Below are 18,317 nucleotides of genomic sequence, written 5' to 3' on the forward strand. Positions count from 1 at the left end.
TGCGCCTCCTTAAACCGTCAACACCACGCAGCTGTCGCTTTCCCAGTAGAGACGAACTTCGTCGCCCCATGTCGGCAACCCTTTGCGAAAGCGGTGTGCATTTTGCAATTGTGCACTGATCATTTGCCCGCTACGCAGGCGCACATGAAAAATCGACAAGTCGCCTAAATAGGCAATATGCACCACTTCACCCACCGCAAAGTTACAGCCATCTGCAGGAACGTCTTCACAAAGCATCACTTTTTCTGGACGCAGCGCGACGTGTACCGGCACGTTGTCTGTCACTGAGACGTCTGAGTCCACTTTCAGTGGATGCAGCAAGCCGGGGCTGTCTATTACCAGGCCATCCTCACGACGCTCGCGCAGCAGACCCTCAAAGACATTGACTGAGCCGATAAATTCGGCGCTGTAGCGGCTGGTGGGGTGTTCATAAATCTCTTCCGGCTCGCCAATCTGCACAAATTTGCCGCGGTTCATGATGGCAATACGACCCGCCATGGTCATCGCCTCTTCCTGATCGTGCGTCACCATCACGCAGGTCGCGCCGACACGCTCAAGAATATCGACCACTTCTAACTGCATGCGGTCACGCAACTTTTTATCCAACGCACCCATCGGCTCATCCAGCAATAACAGCTTTGGACGCTTTGCCAGACTACGTGCCAGCGCCACACGCTGACGCTGGCCGCCCGAAAGCTGATGCGGTTTACGTTTGGCGAACTCTTGCATGTGCACTAACGTCAGCATCTCTTCAACCCGGCTGCTGATCTCACCCTTTGGCAACTTGTCCTGCTTCAGGCCAAAAGCGATGTTCTGTTCCACAGTCATATGTGGAAACAGGGCGTAGGACTGGAACATCATGTTAATTGGGCGCTGATACGGCGCAACGTGAGACAAATCTTGTCCATCCAATACGATCTGGCCGCTGGTTGGCGGTTCAAAGCCCGCCAGCATGCGCAGTAGCGTCGATTTACCGCAGCCGGATGCACCCAGCAGCGCAAAAATTTCGCCTTTATAAATCGTCAGGCTGACATCATCAACAGCGTGCTGACCATCAAACGATTTGGTCAGGTTGCGGATTTCTAGCAGCGGCGTTAACGCCTTTGCGGTTTTATTTTGAGGACGAGGAATGGCGTCGTTCACTAACATTAATCTCCGGGGCCACGCGGAACTGCACGGCAAAGCCAGCCGCTAAAAATGGCACAACAGAGGCCATCACTGCACCTCTGTTGCTGTTTCGTTATAAGCCTATTCGTTTAGAACGAATTACTTACCACTTTTTACTTTAGTCCATGCACGCGTACGCACACGATCCAGTTTTGGATCTTGTACTTTCAGCACGAACAGTTTTGACATGGCTTCAGGCGTTGGGAAAATACCTGGATTATTACGCACGTCAGCGTTAATCAGCGGCAGCGATGCCTTGTTACCGTTAGCGTAGGACATCTTGTTAGAGACATCAGCGATCACTTTCGGATCCATCATGTAGTTCAGGAACTGATAAGCGGCATCCAGATTTTTCGCGTCTTTCGGAATCGCCATCATGTCAAAGAACGCCAGCGCGCCCTCTTTGGGTACGCTGTAAGCCAGATGTACGCCGTTTTTCGCGGCATCGGCGCGATCTTTCGCCTGCAAAATATCGCCTGACCAACCAATGGCCACGCAGATATTGCCGTTAGCCAAATCGTTGATGTACTGCGAAGAGTGGAAATAGCGAATATTCGGACGCAATTTCAGCAGCAGATCGGTGGCTGCACCTGAGTAATCCTTCGCATCTGAGCTGTTCGGATCTTTACTGAGATAGTTCAGCACGGTGGCGAAAATCTCTTCTGGCGCATCGAGGAAGGAAACCCCGCAGCCTTTCAATTTTTCCAGGTTCTCAGGTTTTAAGACTAAATCCCAGCTGTTAACGGGCGCATCCGCACCCAACGCCGCTTTAACTTTATCAACGTTATAACCAATACCGGTGGTGCCCCACAGGTAAGGAATGGCGTATTTATTGCCCGGATCGTGCTGCGCGACTTTTTCCATCAGCGCTGGATCGAGATTTTTGTAGTTAGGCAATTTGCTTTTATCTAACGGCTGAAACACGCCAGATTGCAGCTGACGCGCCAGGAAGCTGGAGGATGGCACTACCACGTCATAACCGGTGCTGCCGGCCATTAACTTGCCTTCCAGCACTTCGTTGGAGTCAAACACGTCATAGACCACTTTAGTGCCGGTCTGTTTTTCGAAATTCGGAACGGTATCTGGTGAGATATAATCGGACCAGTTATATACATGCAGCGTTTTATCTTCCGCCATTGTGCTGGCAGAAGCTGCCATCAGCACGCCAGCAACCACACCTGACAACCATTTTTGACGTTGGTTGGACATGTTTTACTTCCTCCTGAGCGGGTCATCACAACGCTACAAATACCTGATCCGAACGTTGCGTTCTGTGCGTAAAATTAGTGACACAATGAATCATTATTCAGCGGGAGTTTAATAGTAAAAACCTATACCTGCGCTGCATTTACAAGGCTGACGTAGCCCCGCAAGAATAGCCGCCCTGATGAGGGTTAACCAGACCTCAGCGTAAAAAACGCCTAATTGCGATATTTTATTCATCTTTAAACTATGAGGTTCGGCTTTGATGGCATAAAGAACGACAAATATCTGGCATTAAAGGGCAAAATGCAGAATAAAACGTGGTGGGGCATAAAGAAAAACTGCTGCATTATGCAGCAGTTAAATCTGGAAGGATTAATGCAGCATGGAGTGGCCTAGCAAGGTCGCCGGGCGCTCCTCTTCTTCATCTTCACTCATCATCAACAAATTGTTGGCAAACGCTTCCAGAATGACCATGGAAATTTGCTCTTCACTCTGCTTCATGAAATGTGAAAACTGGCCAAAGGTTAGACCCGCTGTGGTGGTCATCGACTGACACACAATCAGCTTCGGCAAATTATCATCCTGAATGTCGATAAAGGCTTTAACCGTGAGTGAACTGGCATTGATTTGCGACAGGTCGCCAACCAAAGGAATTAATGCCGTCGGCTTCACTTCCGCCAGCGCAGAAAACAGAATGACGTTGTCGACCAGATCGATTTTGGCGTCAAACACCCCTTCAAAGTTCTGCATGTGCGGCAGATGAAGTGCCTGACAGGCATCACATTCGAACCAGGTGATATTTTGCTGATCCAGCCAGCGACGCAACAGGTCGATATCCGGAACGACAAGAGAATCCATCGTAAAATCCCTTGGGGTGAATAAACAGGCGACTAAGCTTACGGAAAAATTGCCATTGACGCTATGAAAACCGCTGAAAAGCGCGGGTTAGCCAGCGGTTTTAGGACGTTGGCCGGGTAGAGCGTGTTGCTCAATCCAGTCAATCATCATACCGGCAATATTCAACCCGGTGGAGGCTTCAATACCTTCTAACCCTGGCGAGGCGTTAACTTCCATCACTAACGGGCCGCGATGCGCGCGTAAAATGTCAACGCCTGCAATGTCTAATCCCAGTGTTGACGCGGCTTTAACAGCAATTTCACGCTCCTGATCGGTGATGTTAACCGGATGCGCTTTACCGCCGCGATGCAGGTTTGATCGGAAATCGCCCTCTTTCGCCTGACGCTCAATGGCCGCGACCACCTTGTTGCCAATGACGAGACAACGAATGTCGCGCCCTTGCGCTTCCTTGATAAACTCTTGCACCAGAATATGCGCATTCAGGCCGCGAAAGGCGTCAATAACGCTTTCCGCAGCCTGCCGCGTTTCTGCCAGCACCACACCAATTCCCTGACTCCCTTCCACCAGCTTTACCACCAGCGGCGCGCCGCCCACCATCGCGATAAGATCTTGCGTATCGTCAGGCGAGGAGGCAAAACCGGTTACTGGCATATTAATGCCTGCCCGTGCCAGCAACTGCAAGGAGCGTAATTTGTCACGCGCGCGGGTAATCGCTGCGGATTCATTGAGCGGATAACTGCCGCACATCTCAAACTGGCGCAACACAGCCGTGCCATAAAAGGTGATGGAGGTACCGATGCGAGGAATAATGGCGTCAATGTGTTCCAGCGGTTCGCCGCAATAATGTACTGCAGGCGACGCGGGATTGATGTTCATGTAGCAAGAAAGCGGATCAATGATGTGAATAAAATGGCCACGCTGCTCGGCAACTTCACGTAAACGGCGGCATGAATAAAGCGATCCATCACAAGACAGGATGGCCATTTTCATCATCACATTCCTTGGGTCAGATTAGCGTGTCGCCCAACCCTGCTGATGCAGATAATCCAGCATAAATGGGCGCGTTTCTTTAATGATCAGGCGCTGAATCAGCTGGCTCCAGGTTTCGCTACGCTGGTTACTGTCGCGCTGCTGATAATATTCAGTAATCTGATTATCGTAATCGGCAAGCACCGCTGGATCCACCGATTGATAGTGATTTTCATGCACTAACATCGCCTGTGGCATACGCGGCTTCACATTTGGTGCGGATTCAGGATAACCCATACAGAAACCAAACAGCGGCAGCACATATTTTGGCAGCTCAAGTAATTCAGTAACCTGCGCAATGCTATTGCGGATACCACCAATAAACACGCCACCCAGATCCATTGACTCTGCTGCAATCATGGCGTTCTGTGCCATCAATGCTGTATCAACACAACCTAACAGCAGTTGCTCAGCGCGACCAAGCTGCGCATCCGGGCAGATCTGCAGATGACGATTAAAATCGGCACAGAAGATCCAAAACTCAGCCGCATCCGCCACCCAAGGCTGTCCGCCAGATAAAGTGACCAGCTGATCGCGCAGGCCTTTGTCGGTGATGCGCACAATAGAAGAACACTGCAAAAAGCTGGATGTGGACGCCGATTGCGCTGCGTGAATAATTGCCTCACGTTGCGCTTCGCTGATGGCTTGATCGGTAAACGCGCGAATGGAACGGTGGCTACACAATAAATCAATGGTCGGTGTCATAAACTCTCCAGCAACATTATCTTTTTTGTCGGTGCGATTAAACAACTGCGGCGCCATCGCTTTTGCGGTGCGCCACATTAATAGCCAGGCGGCAGGCAGCATCAAAATGACGCCAAATAACAACAGCCCGGTCGCCAGCGTTTTGCTGTCGACCGATGTTGACGCAGGCAGCCACTGATTGATCACCAGCAGTGCGGCAATAATCAGCAGGCCACCTATCGCCTCCATTACCAGAATGGGTTTCGGTAATCTCGCTACATTTCGCATTACTCCGCTCCTGCATCACACCTGAATGGAACGGTAATTATGGTTAACAAGTCAGCGCCTGCCCATACCCGACATCTTTTGAAAAGAAGTTAAGACCAGTACACAACGCTGACGCGCCTGCATTTTAGATCAAGACGGGTATAGACGGCGGGCATCAGACTAACAGGTAAATCCTGCTTTCTTTAAGCGGTACGAGCGGGCATGATGATTGTCATTCTTTTACCTGTTGCGTGATGCAGATCACACAACATAGTCTGCAAGGAGTTTTCAATGATTGCTGTAATTTTTGGTCGCCCGGGTTGTTCTTTTTGTGTACGTGCCAAAGAACTGGCTGACAAATTAGCGGCCGATCGCGACGATTTTAGCTTTCAATACGTTGATATTCAGGCGGAAGGGATTACGAAAGCGGATCTGGAAGCCAGCGCAGGCAAACCCGTAAACACCGTGCCACAGATTTTCCTCGACGAACAGCACATTGGTGGCTACACCGAGTTTGCGGCGTGGACTAAAGAAAACCTGGGCTTTGTTGCTTAAAGGTGTATGAAGATCTCACGAAGCGGTTTAGTCCAAACGATAAACTGCTTCGCTAATATCCGCAAAAATTGATCACGCCGCTGCATCACAACGCTCTGAACGGTTTCATCTCTACGCCCACCTTAACTTCTAAGCGTTAACATTATCCGCAATAATCGCACCAGCAACGCGCCACAACCGGCCCAAAAAATGGCACTCAGGCTCCATGCAGTCAGAAAAAGCCAATTTGTGGAGGGAAATAACGCGCTGTTGAGCATCAATGCGGCTAACAACGATCCCCACAAAGCCATTAACAAGGTACTTTTCAGCGGGCTGTTCGCTTGCACTAAAGCCATAAATACACCGGGAAGAATGAAAAGCAGTAATTCCGGTTGACCGCGGACAGCCGCTTTACCGGTCTGCCAAAAATCGTGCGCAAAAATGAACACCAGACTATAAATCACCACGCCCAGAAGACGGATAGTCCAGAGATAAGAACGCTGCGGCATATCACCCCACTCATCAACATTTAACATGACAAAATTCAACGTTCTACCTGCTGCGCTCAGGTGGAAATAAAAAGAAACAGTCCGCTGTTCGTCTGAATGATTTCAGCGCATAGCTGAGAAAGATTTTTCTGATTAGAATAGCCGCCGCATCACCCTATCCTGCAGCTGCATTTTACAATGCGGGATGTTACGGCTTGCTCAAGATAACCAAAAACAAGCCACTCATCAATAAGTTACATGTAAACAAGAAGTTAAACAGTGAATATTAACGTCGCAGAATTGTTAAGCGGAAATGACGTTTTGTTATTATTTGTTGTATTGGCCCTCGGACTTTGTCTGGGTAAATTGCGTCTCGGCTCCGTTCAACTAGGAAATTCTATCGGCGTATTAGTAATTTCCCTGTTATTAGGGCAACAACACTTCGCGATAAATACAGACGCCTTGAGCCTGGGCTTTATGTTATTTATTTTTTGTGTTGGCGTTGAAGCCGGGCCTAATTTCTTCTCAATTTTTTTCCGCGACGGAAAAAACTATTTCATGCTGGCTATCGTCATGGTGGTCAGCGCGCTGGTTTTAGCGTTGGGTTTAGGCAAGTTGTTTGGCTGGGATATCGGTTTAACCGCGGGCATGTTGGCGGGCTCCATGACCTCAACGCCCGTGTTGGTCGGCGCAGGCGATACCTTGCGGCAAAGCATCAGCGACAGCAAACAGCTGGCATTGATGCAGGATCACCTTAGCCTGGGTTATGCCATCACCTATCTGATTGGTTTAGTCAGTTTGATTTTTGGTGCCCGCTACCTGCCCCGTCTACAGCATCAAGATTTATCAACCTGCGCGCAACAAATCGCCCGTGAACGTGGTTTAGATGCCGACAGCCAGCGCAAAGTCTTTTTGCCGGTGATCCGTGCCTATCGCGTCGGCCCGGAACTGGTGGCGTGGAGCGGCGGTAAGAACCTGCGTGAATTAGGCATCTATCGTCAGACCGGTTGTTACATCGAACGTATTCGCCGTAATGGCATTATCGCCAGCCCTGATGGGGATGCGGTGCTGCAACTGGGCGATGATATTTCGTTGGTGGGTTATCCCGACGCTCACGCCCGTCTTGATCCTAGCTTTCGCAACGGCAAAGAGGTTTTTGATCGCGACTTGCTGGATATGCGCATCGTCACTGAAGAGATCGTGGTAAAGAACCATAACGCCGTGAATAAGCGCCTGAGCAAACTCAACCTGACCGATCACGGCTGCTTCCTTAACCGCGTAATACGCAGTCAGATCGAAATGCCGATCGATGACAACATCATTCTCAACAAAGGGGATGTGTTACAGGTCAGCGGTGAAGCGCGTCGCGTGAAAAGCGTGGCCGATCGCATTGGCTTTATCGCCATTCATAGTCAAATGACCGATCTTCTGGCGTTCTGCGCTTTCTTTATTGTTGGGCTGATGATTGGCCTGATCACTTTCCAGTTCAGCAATTTTAGTTTTGGCATTGGTAACGCTGCCGGTTTGCTGTTTGCAGGTATCATGCTGGGCTTTCTGCGTGCTAACCATCCCACGTTTGGTTATATCCCGCAGGGCGCGCTGACCATGGTGAAAGAGTTTGGTTTGATGGTGTTCATGGCAGGTGTTGGATTGAGTGCGGGCAGCGGCATTAATCATGGCCTGAGCAGCGACGGTGCCTTAATGCTGCTGTGTGGATTGCTGGTCAGCCTGATTCCGGTGGTGATTTGCTACCTGTTTGGCGCCTACGTACTGCGAATGAACCGCGCCCTGCTGTTTGGGGCCATTATGGGCGCACGCACCTGCGCGCCCGCCATGGAGATTATCAGCGATACCGCACGTAGCAACATTCCAGCACTCGGCTACGCAGGCACCTACGCAATAGCCAACGTCCTTCTGACGCTAGCAGGTACGCTGATTGTGATTATTTGGCCGATATTGCCCTTATAAAAATTTTTTAGTGGAGTCCAGAACTTTTTAATGGGGGTGCAGTCTTAATAAGTGCCACTGCTTTTCTTTGAAATCCCCAAATTGTGGAGCCCGTTAGTGATTTAGCTAGCGGGTTTTTTTATGCCTGAAATCCCCGGTCAAAGCGCCTGCCCATGAGATACAGCCTTCATGTAAATGTCATTAAACCTAAACCGTTTTACAACCTGCATGAAGATTAAGAACCCTGCTATGGACGAATGCATCGAATAATTCCAGGATAGCCTCTTTATTTTATTAGCATTTAGTGCGCTGCTGCTCAGCAACGCGGTCACATCAAACTGAGCCAATTTTGCCTGTTTACAGATGTTGCCTATCCAAAACAGAGATTGCTGAATGTGCTCGCGCACTTTTCAAAGAGGAAGCCCGCCAATAATGGAAGAGTTAAACCGCTCGCTGTTTATGTTGATTAACGCTACACCCGCTTCGCCCGCCTGGATGTTGCAACTGGCGACATTTATTGCCAAAGACTTGATTGCCATTGTGCCGCTGCTGATTGTAGCGCTGTGGTTGTGGGGGCCACACGAGCAGGTTAAATCTCAGCGTGTGCTGGTGTTGAAAACCGGAATGGCCTTGATTTACGCGTTAGCGATCTCCTGGTGCGTTGGCCAGCTGCTGCCGCATCCTCGCCCCTTTGCCATTGGCTTAGGGCATCAGTTCCTGCATCACACGGCTGACGACTCTTATCCCAGCGATCACGGCACCACCATCTTCACCTTCGCGCTGGCTTTTATCTTCTGGCATCGTTTGTGGTCGGGTGTAATTTTAATGCTGGTTGGCAGCGCTATCGCCTGGTCGCGCGTTTATTTGGGCGTGCACTGGCCAATGGATATGTTAGGCGGATTTTTGGTAGGGATGCTGGGTTGTCTGGCGTCGCATCTTGCCTGGCAAATTTACGGCAACCGCATGCTGAATGTGATCAATCCGCTTTACCGCACCCTTTTCGCGTTGCCGATTCGTAAAGGCTGGACGCAAGGTTAAAAAAGGGGACGCATTGCGGCGTCCCCTCTCTTCACGAAAACCACTTCCCGAACCAGCCGTTAAACTTCATCATCACAAAATCGATAATACGACTGAAGAAACCGCCTTCTGGCACATCCTGCATGACCACCAGTGGACGCTGCTCAATAGTTTTGCCATCCAGCTGGAAATTAATGGTGCCGACAACCTGATTTTTCTTCAGTGGCGCTTCTAACTGAGGCGAACTTAGCGTGTAGCTGGCCTTGAGATTTTTCATCTGCCCTTTCGGAATGGTCAGCGCGGCATCTTTTTCTACCCCAAGGTTCACTTGATTGCGCTCGCCAAACCAGACGCGCTGCTGGGCGAAAGGCGCATCAGCTTTGATCGGCGTTACCGTTTCATAAAAACGGAAACCCCAGGTCAGCAACTTCTCACTCTCGCGGAAACGCATAGCGTCGGTAGCAGTACCCAGCACCACGGAAATCAATCGCATGTCGCCTTCGGTTGCAGAGGCCACCAAATTATTCCCTGCGCCTGAAGTGTGGCCCGTTTTAATGCCATCGACTTTTAGGTTGGTACTCCACAGCAGGCGATTTCGGTTCATCTGGCGAATATTATTAAAGGTAAATTCTTTCTCTTTATTTAGCGCATACTCTTCAGGCACATCACGAATCAACGCCTGACCAATCAGCGCCATGTCGCGCGCGGTGCTATATTGCCCTTCCGCATCTAAACCGTGCACCGTCATGAAATGCGTATTTTGCAGCCCAAAGGCTTTGACATAGTTGTTCATCAAGCCAATAAACGAATCCTGACTGCCGGCGACATAATCAGCCAGCGCAATACAGGCATCATTACCCGATTGAATCACAATGCCTTTATTCAGCTCATGTACCGGAATACGGTCGCCCGGTTTAAGAAACATCAATGATGAGCCTTTGAGTTTCGGATTACCCGTTGCCCATGCATCCTGACCCACAGTAACCAGATCGTCGGGTTTAATCTTGCCCGCTTTAATGGCCTGGCCGACCACATAGCTGGTCATCATTTTTGTCAGGCTGGCAGGATCGAGTCGTTGATCGGCATTAGATTCTGTTAATACTTTGCCGCTGGCGTAGTCGATTAAAATCCAGGCTTTCGCATCGATTTGAGGGCATTCGGCGCCTGTTCAGCAAAAACGCTGATCGGCGCAACAATGAGTAATGAGGTTGCAGCAAAAAGCCGCAAACGGGAAGCGAAGCGAGTATTTGTCATGAGCGTGACCGAATTGTCCTTGTTAAATCGGGGTTTTAAGGCAAAAACCTTCAGTTAGAACGCTAACCGTTGGCGTCTGCGAAAAAACCGATGAACCGTAAAGTTTTTTAGAGTTTAGTAGAGTAATCCTGGCATTCACGCCATGCGCCCCTTCTTCCGCTGACTCTTTTACAAACTCTTTGTCTAACACGCTTTCCTCTCATAAACGTTCTCTCTTAAAAACTGCGTGAAATTCCGATTTTTCTCAGAACAGTTAAGACCGTCACAAAATTCAGCTAACCTGACTTGAGTCAGCCTGAGGAGAATGCCATGGACCTAGCCCTGTTTGATCTCGATGAAACGCTTATTTGCGAAGACAGCACCAGCTTGTGGCTGCGTTGGCTGGTCTCGCAAGGATTCGCATCCAGTGACCTTATAGCCGAAGAGCAGCAGTTGATGACGCAATATTACGCTGGCACGCTTTCTATCGAAGAATACATGAACAAAACGCTGGCACCGCTGGCGGGTATGGCCACCTTAACAGTCGAAGGTTGGGTGCGTCGCTTTATTCATCGCGATATCATGCCACGTGTGTTTCCAGCAGCGCGTGAACGCATAGAATGGCATCAACAGCGCGGCGATAAAGTGATGATTATCTCGGCCAGTGGCGAACACTTAGTCATCCCCATCGCCGAGCGTTTGGGTGCTTATGGCGCGTTGGCAATTGGAGTGGAAGTTGTAAACGACCGCTACAGCGGCCAAACCTACGGCACCATGACCTACAAAGATGGCAAAGTGACACGTCTAACGGACTGGAAGGCATTACAGGAAGGCGAAGCGTTTGAGCGAACCTGGGCTTACAGCGACTCCATGAATGACCTGCCGTTGCTGGCACAGGCCGATCATGCGCATGTGATCAACCCCGACGCATTGCTGCATCAGGAGGCAATGAGCCGGGGCTGGGAAGTCTGTCACTGGGCAAGGTAATTATCCGCGGGACGCCGTGGCGTCCTGCGCTAATCCCACCTTGAGCAGTTTGCCGTTAGCTTCATCAGTAAGCACATAAAGATAGCCATCCGGTCCCTGACGCACATCGCGAATGCGCTCATTGCGATCCTCTAACAATCTCTGCTCCTCGACGACTTTCTCGCCGTTAACCCGCAGGCGAATCAGATTTTTCTCTTTCAATGAGCCGATAAACAGCGAGTTTTTCCACTGCGGGAAACGGGCACTGTTGTAAAATGCCATCCCGCTGAGCGCAGGCGAAACCTTCCAGTGAAACACCGGCTGCTCCGTGCCATCGGCATGCGTTCCTTTTGATTCCGGCACTTTCGAACCACTGTAGTCAACGCCATAAGTGGCCAGCGGCCAGCCATAATTTTTTCCCTTCTCAGGAATGTTTACTTCATCGCCGCCGCGCGGGCCATGCTCGCTCTCCCACATTTCCTGAGTCCATGGATTGAGCGCCAGTCCTTGTGGATTACGCAGACCGTAGGCCCAAATTTCTGGTCGCGCACCGTCACGGTCAATAAAGGGATTATCTTTCGGTACGCTACCATCACTGTTCAGGCGCAGTAATTTCCCTTGCAGCTTGTCGAGATCCTGCGCGGTGCTGCTGGCAAAATTATCGCCAAACGCTATCCAAAGAAAACCCTGACGATCAAACGCCAGCCGCGTGCCGATGTTATTGCCGCGAGAGAGCATGGGTGTCTGCCGAATCACTTCACGGAAATCGCTGAGTTGACGATTATCCTCGCTCAGCGTGCCATATCCGACCACCGCACCCGCCTTGCCGCTGCTGTTGGCTTCGGTATAACTCAACCAGACGCGTCGGCTTTGTGCGAAATCGGGTGCCAGCACCACGTCCAGCAAGCCGCTTTGACGCTGCGCCCAGACTTTCGGCACACCCTGAATCGGCTCGGATAGACCGCTACCGGGTTGCCAGCTACGCAACTGGCCGGAACGTTCGGTGATCAACAGGGTTTGGTTATCGGGCAGAAATGCCAGCGACCAGGGGTGATCGAGTTTTTCTTGCAGAACCTGCACGTGCAAGTCCGCCGCTAAGGAAGAAAAGGAACAGAGTAACGCGCCGCTGAGAGCCAACGCGACAGGGAAACGAACCATGAAATTCTCCTGGCTGGATACGATGCTGTTAAGCGTAGACAGCCCAGGCAGGATGATGTTGAGGATTTACAAAAGATTAAGGATGGCGACAGGCATCTGCCGCCATGGGCGATTACGGCGTAGTGAAACTTACCGCGTCACGGATCATTTTGTCGATACCCGGTTTGAGATCGGCAAAGGTAATGGCCGTCGTGCTGTTATTGACGGTTTTACCAAAGGCTTTACGCACAACCCGAATCATCGGCTTACCGGTTGCATCGGTCGCTTCAAGTTCGAGGAACAGCATACTGTTTTGCGTGCGATGACCGGTGGCCGCCATGGTGCTGGCAACAACGGCCGCAACCGGTACCACTTCATAGAACTGCATGCCTTTGTTCTCGGCATTCACTGCGGTAATCGCCGCACGTACCATTAAAGTTTGCGAACTTTTGCTCGCAACCAGCGGCCAATGGGTGGCGATAGCCCCTTTTAGCTGAATATCGGTGTAGTTACGAATTTCATCCAGTGTTTGCTGGCTAATACGCTGAGAGGGATGCGCCGCTGGATAGTAAATTACCGGCGTGTAATGGGCATTTTTAAAATTACCCTTTTGGTAATCGGGTGAAATCCAGCGCAGCGTTTGCTCACCGCTGACAGATTCAGCCGGTTTTAACTGGCTGTAATCACCCAAGAATCCAGAATATTGCTCTTTATCAGCAACGTGAGACGTACAACCGGCAAGAAGCAATGATGAAACCGCGAGTAAAGCAGCAACCGAAGATTTACGCATAGCGAATTCTCTTTTGTAAGGAAGGCTTACAAGAGAATAGTTAAGCCAAATCCGCCTTGCTGTAAAATGTCGAATTTTTGAGGGGTTATGCGAACTCAATAGCAGAAAATCCGCCACAAACGCGGCGGATTGAAAAAATTATTCGAAACACGTCTCTGGATTATCGGCCAGCGAAATAAACTGCTTTCCACCTTCAGTCAGCGCAATGATTAATCCGCTTTCAATATCGTAAACCCAACCGTGCAGACGCAGTGCGCCTTTACGCAACGCTACCGCAACGGAAGGATGGGTTTTCATGTTATTGAGCTGAGCAATAACGTTCTCTTTCACCATTTCGTTCAGCTTTTTCTCTGGCGTATCATATTGACGCTCTTCCACTACCGCTTTTGCCGCATCGGCATATTGCAGCCAGTGTTTAACCGCGGGCATCGTATCCATGCACTGACAGGATGCGATGGCATTCATGGCGCCGCAGTTAGAGTGACCACAAATAATGATGTCGGTTACGCCGAGCGCCACGACAGCATATTCGATAGTTGCTGAGACACCGCCCGGTTCAGGACCGAATGACGGCACGATATTGCCCGCATTACGGATAACGAACAGCTGTCCTGGTTCTTGCTGAGTCACCAGTTCCGGCACCAGTCGGCTATCAGAACAGGAAATAAACAGCGCTTTCGGATTTTGATTCGACGCCAGGCTTTTGAAAAGATCCTTCCTTTCAGGAAACACATTCTGTTGGAAACTCAGAAATCCATTAACGATCTCTTTCATTATTTAGCTCTCTCATTATCCACTTCGTCACCTGAAGGAAACGCGCCTTCAGTGTTGATTTGCCTGTTTATTATTAAGCGTAACAGGCAAATATCAACCGCGAATTTAAGCAAACGTCCAATCTAAACACAACCTTTGCGTTTTTTACGTAACCTTGCAAACCGGGCGGCATTTTCATTTGTTACCTTCCCGCCAGCGATTTACTGGAAACAGTGCAAGCCTTCACGCTCGCAGTAGAACCTCTACTCGGCGGAGAATGAAAGTCAGATTTATTAACGCGTTGAGTGCATTAGCCATATTTTTGTTGGTGTGCTTTTTTGCGCGTTAGATAATCCTCGTCACCCCGAAGACGATCCCAATACGTTTTGAAGACCGCTGCCGCTGCGGCTTTTTCTTCATTGACGCCGCGCGGCAACTCTTTGCCTTCTGCATCATATTTGCGTCCACCTTGATGATTGCTGTAGCGGCGAGCGCGGGTGTAGCCCATTTGAATAAACTTGCGCGCCATATCCATGCCAACAAAATCATCTTGCGCACGATACGCCTCGAACAGCTGCATAATTTTTGCGGCTGACTCTTCAGCAATCGGCACGGTACGAAAACGCCAGTGCGGTAAAATTTCGCCTTTATAGGGCTGGACCATCAGCACGCCCTGCTCACCGCGTCCCACCTGGTAGAGCTCCGGGTGTTTGCGAAAGTCGATGGTGCTGAAGTCTTGATCGTAATCGAAAGGTTTCATGTCTTTAGTTTAGGATCGAGTGCATCACGCAGCCCGTCACCCAGTAAATTAAAGGCTAAAACGGTGAGGAAGATCGCAAGACTCGGAAAGAGGGCAACGTGCGGCGCAATCACCATATCGGCTCGCGCCTCATTGAGCATGGCACCCCATTCTGGTGTCGGTGGCTGCGCGCCCAAACCCAGGAACGAGAGGCTGGCGGCGGTGATAATGGAGGTCCCGATGCGCATGGTAAAGTAGACCACAATCGGTGATACCGTACCCGGTAGCACGTGACGCATCAAGATCGTCCAGTCAGACGCACCAATACTGCGTGCCGACTCAATATAGGTTTGATGTTTGAGTACCAGCGTATTGCCACGCACCAAACGGGCAAAGGCCGGGATACTAAAAATGGCGACCGCAACGATCACGTTGCTCATGCCGCTGCCCATGATCGCGACTACCGCAATCGCCAGCAAAATACCGGGAAAGGCAAACAACACGTCGCAGACGCGCATGGTAATACGATCCCACCAGCCTTCGTAATAACCTGCCAGCAAGCCAAACAGCGTGCCAATCAGGGCACCTATCGCCACAGAGAAGAAACCCGCAATCAGTGAGATGCGTGTGCCCACCAGCACGCGGCTGAAGATATCCCGGCCCAATGAATCCACGCCAAACCAGTGCATTAACGATGGCCCTTCATTCAGCCGGTCGTAGTCAAAATAGTTTTCAGCATCAAAGGGGGCGATGTAAGGGGCGATAAACGCCAGCACGATTAATATCACGACGAACAGCCCCGCCAATAACGCGACCGGTTGGCGCTTAAAGCGTCGCCAGAATTCCCCCACGGCGTACGTACCCGATTTTCCGTCATCAGCGGCATGGTTTTCAGTGCCGCTTCGCGTCGCCAGTTTTTCATCGCGATTCCTTAAAGCGAATGGCTGGATTGATGACCGCGTAGAGCATGTCAACAAACAGATTGATCAATATGAATTCCAGCGAGAACAGCAAGACTTCGGCCTGAATCACCGGATAATCGCGCATTGCCACTGAATCCACCAGCAAGCGGCCCAATCCCGGCCAGTTGAACACTACTTCCACCACAATCGACCCGCCGAGTAGAAAGCCAAACTGCAGCCCCATCATAGTAACCACCGGGATCATGGCGTTACGTAGGCCGTGTTTCACCACCACCAGCGATTCACGTACCCCTTTGGCGCGAGCGGTACGCATGTAATCTTCCTGCATCACTTCAACAAAGGAGGCGCGGGTAAAGCGCGCCATCACCGCCGCTACCGCAGCCCCTAAGGTGATTGATGGCAAAATATAGTGCTGCCAGCTGTCGGCTCCCACGGTTGGCAACCAGCCAAGCTCAACCGAGAAGACCTGCATCAGCAACATGCCAAGCGCAAAGGCGGGAAACGAGATGCCGGAAACCGCCAGCGTCATACCAATGCGATCGGGCCAGCGGTTACGCCATACCGCTGAAACAATGCCGATAGTCATGCCGAAAATCACCGCCCAAATCATGCTGGCCAGCGTTAACCACAGTGTCGGCATAAAACGTGAAGCGATCTCATCGGCTACCGGTCGTTTCGACACCATCGACTGGCCGAAATCACCCTGCAGAGCGTTGAGAATAAAATGCCAAAACTGCTGAGGCAGCGGGAGATCCAATCCCAGCTCCTGACGTACCAGCGCCACCACCGAGGCATCCGCTTCGGGGCCAGCAATCAAGCGTGCCGGATCGCCCGGCAGCAGATGAACAAACAGGAAAACCAGCACCGCAACAATCAGCAGCGTGGGAATCAGGCCCAATAAGCGTTTTAGAAAATAATTAAACATGCAACATCCTGCGCAATAGCGGCCAGCCAACAAGGCTGGCCTGCTCCGTTACTTCAGGCTGGCCTCATCAAAATTGAATGAGGTGTCAGGCATAACGTAAAAACCGGTGAGGTTTTTGCTGTTCGCTGACACCAGCTGCTCAACCACCAGCGGGATCCATGGATGGTCATTCCAAATGCTATCCTGCGCGTCTTTATAGAATTTGGCTTTTTGCTCGCGATCGGTGGTTTTCAGCGCATCAGCCAGATCTTTATCGACCTGCGGATTACTGTAAAACGCGGTATTAAAAATGGCTGGCGGCCAGGCAGCAGTAGCGAACAACGGCGTCAATGCCCAGTCCGCTTCACCCGTTGAGGCGGACCAGCCGGTGTAGAACATGCGCACACCGCTTTCTTTCTGGCCTTTGCTTTCAACTTCAGCGGCACGCTGGCCCGCATCCATTGCCGTGACTTTTACTTTCACGCCGACCTGCGCCAGCTGCTGCTGAGTAAACTGTAATACTTTCTGCGCAGTGCTGTGGTTATGAGAAGACCACAATGTCGTTTCAAAACCGTTGGGATAACCCGCTTCCTTCAGCAGTTCACGGGCTTTCGCCGGATTGTACTGAATGGCGGGATATTTTTGGGCAAAATCGATGCTTGGCGGCACGATACCGGTGGCTGGCGTGGCATAACCGGCAAACGCAACTTTTGCCAGCGCGTCGCGATTAATGGCATATTCCAGCGCTTCACGTACTTTCGGGTTATCAAACGGTTTCTGCGTGACGTTGAGACTGATGTAACGCTGCATAATCGATGGCGTGGTGACGACATCCAGCTTGGCGTTTTTCTCCAGCAGTTTGGCCTGCTCATAGGGCACCGGGAAAGCGAAGTTGGCTTCGCCCGTTTGCAGCATCGCCGCGCGGGTATTGTTATCTACGACCGGACGCCAGGTAATGCTGTCGAGTTTCGGATAGCCCTTTTTCCAGTATCCGTCCCACTTCTTCACCTTCACAAAGTCGGTCTGATTCCAGGTCACGAACTCAAACGGGCCGGTGCCTACTGGATGAAAACCGATCTCCTTGCCATATTTTTTCAACGCCGTCGGCGAAATCATTGCCGCCGCCGGGTGAGCAAGATTGTTGATAAAGGCTGAGAACGGTTGCTTGAGGGTGACTTTAACCGTGGTGGGATCCACCACTTCGGTGGTCGCGATATATTTAAACAGGTTATAGCGTTTCAGGTGATTATCAGGATTGCTGGCGCGATCGAGGTTCACCTTAACGGCTTCGGCGTTGAAGTCTGTGCCATCCTGGAATTTGATGCCAGAGCGCAGCTTGATGGTATAAGTCAAACCATCAGCGCTGGCTTGATAACTTTCAGCCAGCACATTATTGAGCTTCATCTCTTTATCAAAGCCAAACAGACCTTGATAGAACGATTTCGCTACCGCCTGCGACAATGTGTCGTTGGCATCGTACGGATCCATGGTGGTGAAATTGGATGCAACAGCAATCACCGCATCTTGTGCCGCCCAGGCAGGCAGCGTCATTACGCTACTCAACACGCCCGCTGCCAGTAACCCTTTACGCATCGTAATGTGCATCTTACTCTCCTGTAATCCCTGTCTGGTTAGCCGCCGAAGCGGCGTGCTTTCATCATTCTTTGATCATGGT

At 50.8% G+C, this 18,317-nt stretch carries 16 protein-coding genes and 3 pseudogenes; 4 read left to right on the top strand and 15 right to left on the bottom strand.

What is annotated here, in order from left to right; genetic code table 11:
* Positions 1 to 9: 9 nt before the first annotated feature.
* The 6 genes and pseudogenes from potG to KQP84_RS25465 form a co-directional block, all read right to left on the bottom strand.
* Positions 10 to 1,143, bottom strand: a complete 1,134-nt coding sequence (gene potG / locus KQP84_RS15625; protein ID WP_215848308.1) for a putrescine ABC transporter ATP-binding subunit PotG — start codon at positions 1,141 to 1,143, stop codon at positions 10 to 12.
* 123 nt (positions 1,144 to 1,266) lie between these two features.
* Positions 1,267 to 2,376 carry a spermidine/putrescine ABC transporter substrate-binding protein PotF gene (gene potF / locus KQP84_RS15630; RefSeq protein WP_215847220.1) on the bottom strand — a complete coding sequence of 370 codons (1,110 nt, stop codon included), beginning with the start codon at positions 2,374 to 2,376 and terminating at the stop codon, positions 1,267 to 1,269.
* A 369-nt stretch (positions 2,377 to 2,745) separates the two neighbouring features.
* Positions 2,746 to 3,231, bottom strand: a complete 486-nt coding sequence (locus KQP84_RS15635) for a YbjN domain-containing protein (protein ID WP_215847221.1) — start codon at positions 3,229 to 3,231, stop codon at positions 2,746 to 2,748.
* Between the two features lie 87 nt (positions 3,232 to 3,318).
* On the bottom strand, positions 3,319 to 4,221 hold the full coding sequence (gene rimK, locus KQP84_RS15640) for a 30S ribosomal protein S6--L-glutamate ligase (protein WP_215848309.1): 903 nt from the start codon (positions 4,219 to 4,221) through the stop codon (positions 3,319 to 3,321).
* A gap of 21 nt (positions 4,222 to 4,242) precedes the next feature.
* Complete coding sequence (gene nfsA / locus KQP84_RS15645; RefSeq protein WP_215848310.1) at positions 4,243 to 4,965, bottom strand: oxygen-insensitive NADPH nitroreductase; 723 nt, start codon at positions 4,963 to 4,965, stop codon at positions 4,243 to 4,245.
* A gap of 81 nt (positions 4,966 to 5,046) precedes the next feature.
* Positions 5,047 to 5,232 (bottom strand): annotated as a pseudogene (locus tag KQP84_RS25465) (DUF1418 family protein); the annotation flags it as partial.
* Positions 5,233 to 5,502: 270 nt separating this feature from the next.
* Between KQP84_RS25465 and KQP84_RS15655 the strand changes: the two are divergent.
* Positions 5,503 to 5,766 (top strand): GrxA family glutaredoxin, encoded by a 264-nt coding sequence (locus KQP84_RS15655; RefSeq protein WP_215847222.1) that lies wholly within the window; start codon positions 5,503 to 5,505, stop codon positions 5,764 to 5,766.
* Between the two features lie 122 nt (positions 5,767 to 5,888).
* On the opposite strand, the gene ybjM is transcribed toward KQP84_RS15655, so the two are convergent.
* Positions 5,889 to 6,254, bottom strand: a complete 366-nt coding sequence (ybjM, locus tag KQP84_RS15660; protein ID WP_215848311.1) for an inner membrane protein YbjM — start codon at positions 6,252 to 6,254, stop codon at positions 5,889 to 5,891.
* Between the two features lie 258 nt (positions 6,255 to 6,512).
* On the opposite strand from ybjM, the gene KQP84_RS15665 reads away from it, so the two are divergent.
* The gene (locus KQP84_RS15665; RefSeq protein WP_215847223.1) at positions 6,513 to 8,201 is read left to right on the top strand and encodes an aspartate:alanine antiporter; all 1,689 of its coding nucleotides are present in this window, start codon (positions 6,513 to 6,515) and stop codon (positions 8,199 to 8,201) included.
* Positions 8,202 to 8,612: 411 nt separating this feature from the next.
* Positions 8,613 to 9,218 (top strand): undecaprenyl-diphosphate phosphatase, encoded by a 606-nt coding sequence (ybjG, locus tag KQP84_RS15670; RefSeq protein ID WP_215847224.1) that lies wholly within the window; start codon positions 8,613 to 8,615, stop codon positions 9,216 to 9,218.
* 31 nt (positions 9,219 to 9,249) lie between these two features.
* Here the strand turns inward: ybjG and KQP84_RS15675 are convergent.
* A pseudogene (locus KQP84_RS15675) lies at positions 9,250 to 10,451 on the bottom strand (serine hydrolase).
* Between the two features lie 309 nt (positions 10,452 to 10,760).
* On the opposite strand from KQP84_RS15675, the gene KQP84_RS15680 reads away from it, so the two are divergent.
* The gene (locus KQP84_RS15680) at positions 10,761 to 11,417 is read left to right on the top strand and encodes an HAD family hydrolase (protein ID WP_215847225.1); all 657 of its coding nucleotides are present in this window, start codon (positions 10,761 to 10,763) and stop codon (positions 11,415 to 11,417) included.
* Here the strand turns inward: KQP84_RS15680 and KQP84_RS15685 are convergent, their stop codons facing one another.
* The 7 genes and pseudogenes from KQP84_RS15685 to gsiB form a co-directional block, all read right to left on the bottom strand.
* On the bottom strand, positions 11,418 to 12,554 hold the full coding sequence (locus KQP84_RS15685; RefSeq protein WP_215847226.1) for a PQQ-dependent sugar dehydrogenase: 1,137 nt from the start codon (positions 12,552 to 12,554) through the stop codon (positions 11,418 to 11,420). It lies immediately after the preceding gene.
* Between the two features lie 112 nt (positions 12,555 to 12,666).
* Positions 12,667 to 13,323, bottom strand: coding sequence for a DUF3313 domain-containing protein (locus tag KQP84_RS15690; RefSeq protein ID WP_215847227.1), 657 nt, complete (start codon positions 13,321 to 13,323; stop codon positions 12,667 to 12,669).
* Positions 13,324 to 13,461: 138 nt separating this feature from the next.
* The gene (locus KQP84_RS15695; RefSeq protein WP_215847228.1) at positions 13,462 to 14,097 is read right to left on the bottom strand and encodes a carbonic anhydrase; all 636 of its coding nucleotides are present in this window, start codon (positions 14,095 to 14,097) and stop codon (positions 13,462 to 13,464) included.
* Between the two features lie 289 nt (positions 14,098 to 14,386).
* A complete protein-coding gene (locus KQP84_RS15700; protein WP_215847229.1) occupies positions 14,387 to 14,836 on the bottom strand; it encodes a DUF4385 domain-containing protein in 450 nt (149 codons plus the stop codon).
* Positions 14,833 to 15,737: pseudogene (gene gsiD, locus KQP84_RS15705) on the bottom strand (glutathione ABC transporter permease GsiD). The gene KQP84_RS15700 and the pseudogene gsiD overlap by 4 nt, the downstream one beginning before the upstream one ends.
* Positions 15,734 to 16,663 (bottom strand): glutathione ABC transporter permease GsiC, encoded by a 930-nt coding sequence (gsiC, locus tag KQP84_RS15710; RefSeq protein WP_215847230.1) that lies wholly within the window; start codon positions 16,661 to 16,663, stop codon positions 15,734 to 15,736. The pseudogene gsiD and the gene gsiC overlap by 4 nt, the downstream one beginning before the upstream one ends.
* Before the next feature lie 48 nt (positions 16,664 to 16,711).
* Positions 16,712 to 18,247, bottom strand: a complete 1,536-nt coding sequence (gsiB, locus tag KQP84_RS15715) for a glutathione ABC transporter substrate-binding protein GsiB (protein ID WP_215847231.1) — start codon at positions 18,245 to 18,247, stop codon at positions 16,712 to 16,714.
* Between the last annotated feature and the right edge of the window lie 70 nt (positions 18,248 to 18,317).

Origin of the sequence: Candidatus Pantoea bituminis (assembly GCF_018842675.1) — a bacterium.
GTDB lineage: Bacteria > Pseudomonadota > Gammaproteobacteria > Enterobacterales > Enterobacteriaceae > Pantoea > Pantoea phytostimulans.

What these genes read in the sequence shown, in the direction of transcription:
- potF (WP_215847220.1), bottom strand. Translation starts at nt 2,376, where the DNA reads ATGTCCAACCAACGTCAAAAATGGTTGTCAGGTGTGGTTGCTGGCGTG.
- KQP84_RS15635 (WP_215847221.1), bottom strand. Translation starts at nt 3,231, where the DNA reads ATGGATTCTCTTGTCGTTCCGGATATCGACCTGTTGCGTCGCTGGCTG.
- rimK (WP_215848309.1), bottom strand. Translation starts at nt 4,221, where the DNA reads ATGAAAATGGCCATCCTGTCTTGTGATGGATCGCTTTATTCATGCCGC.
- nfsA (WP_215848310.1), bottom strand. Translation starts at nt 4,965, where the DNA reads ATGACACCGACCATTGATTTATTGTGTAGCCACCGTTCCATTCGCGCG.
- KQP84_RS15655 (WP_215847222.1), top strand. Translation starts at nt 5,503, where the DNA reads ATGATTGCTGTAATTTTTGGTCGCCCGGGTTGTTCTTTTTGTGTACGT.
- ybjM (WP_215848311.1), bottom strand. Translation starts at nt 6,254, where the DNA reads ATGCCGCAGCGTTCTTATCTCTGGACTATCCGTCTTCTGGGCGTGGTG.
- ybjG (WP_215847224.1), top strand. Translation starts at nt 8,613, where the DNA reads ATGGAAGAGTTAAACCGCTCGCTGTTTATGTTGATTAACGCTACACCC.
- KQP84_RS15680 (WP_215847225.1), top strand. Translation starts at nt 10,761, where the DNA reads ATGGACCTAGCCCTGTTTGATCTCGATGAAACGCTTATTTGCGAAGAC.
- KQP84_RS15685 (WP_215847226.1), bottom strand. Translation starts at nt 12,554, where the DNA reads ATGGTTCGTTTCCCTGTCGCGTTGGCTCTCAGCGGCGCGTTACTCTGT.
- KQP84_RS15690 (WP_215847227.1), bottom strand. Translation starts at nt 13,323, where the DNA reads ATGCGTAAATCTTCGGTTGCTGCTTTACTCGCGGTTTCATCATTGCTT.
- KQP84_RS15695 (WP_215847228.1), bottom strand. Translation starts at nt 14,097, where the DNA reads ATGAAAGAGATCGTTAATGGATTTCTGAGTTTCCAACAGAATGTGTTT.
- KQP84_RS15700 (WP_215847229.1), bottom strand. Translation starts at nt 14,836, where the DNA reads ATGAAACCTTTCGATTACGATCAAGACTTCAGCACCATCGACTTTCGC.
- gsiC (WP_215847230.1), bottom strand. Translation starts at nt 16,663, where the DNA reads ATGTTTAATTATTTTCTAAAACGCTTATTGGGCCTGATTCCCACGCTG.
- gsiB (WP_215847231.1), bottom strand. Translation starts at nt 18,247, where the DNA reads ATGCACATTACGATGCGTAAAGGGTTACTGGCAGCGGGCGTGTTGAGT.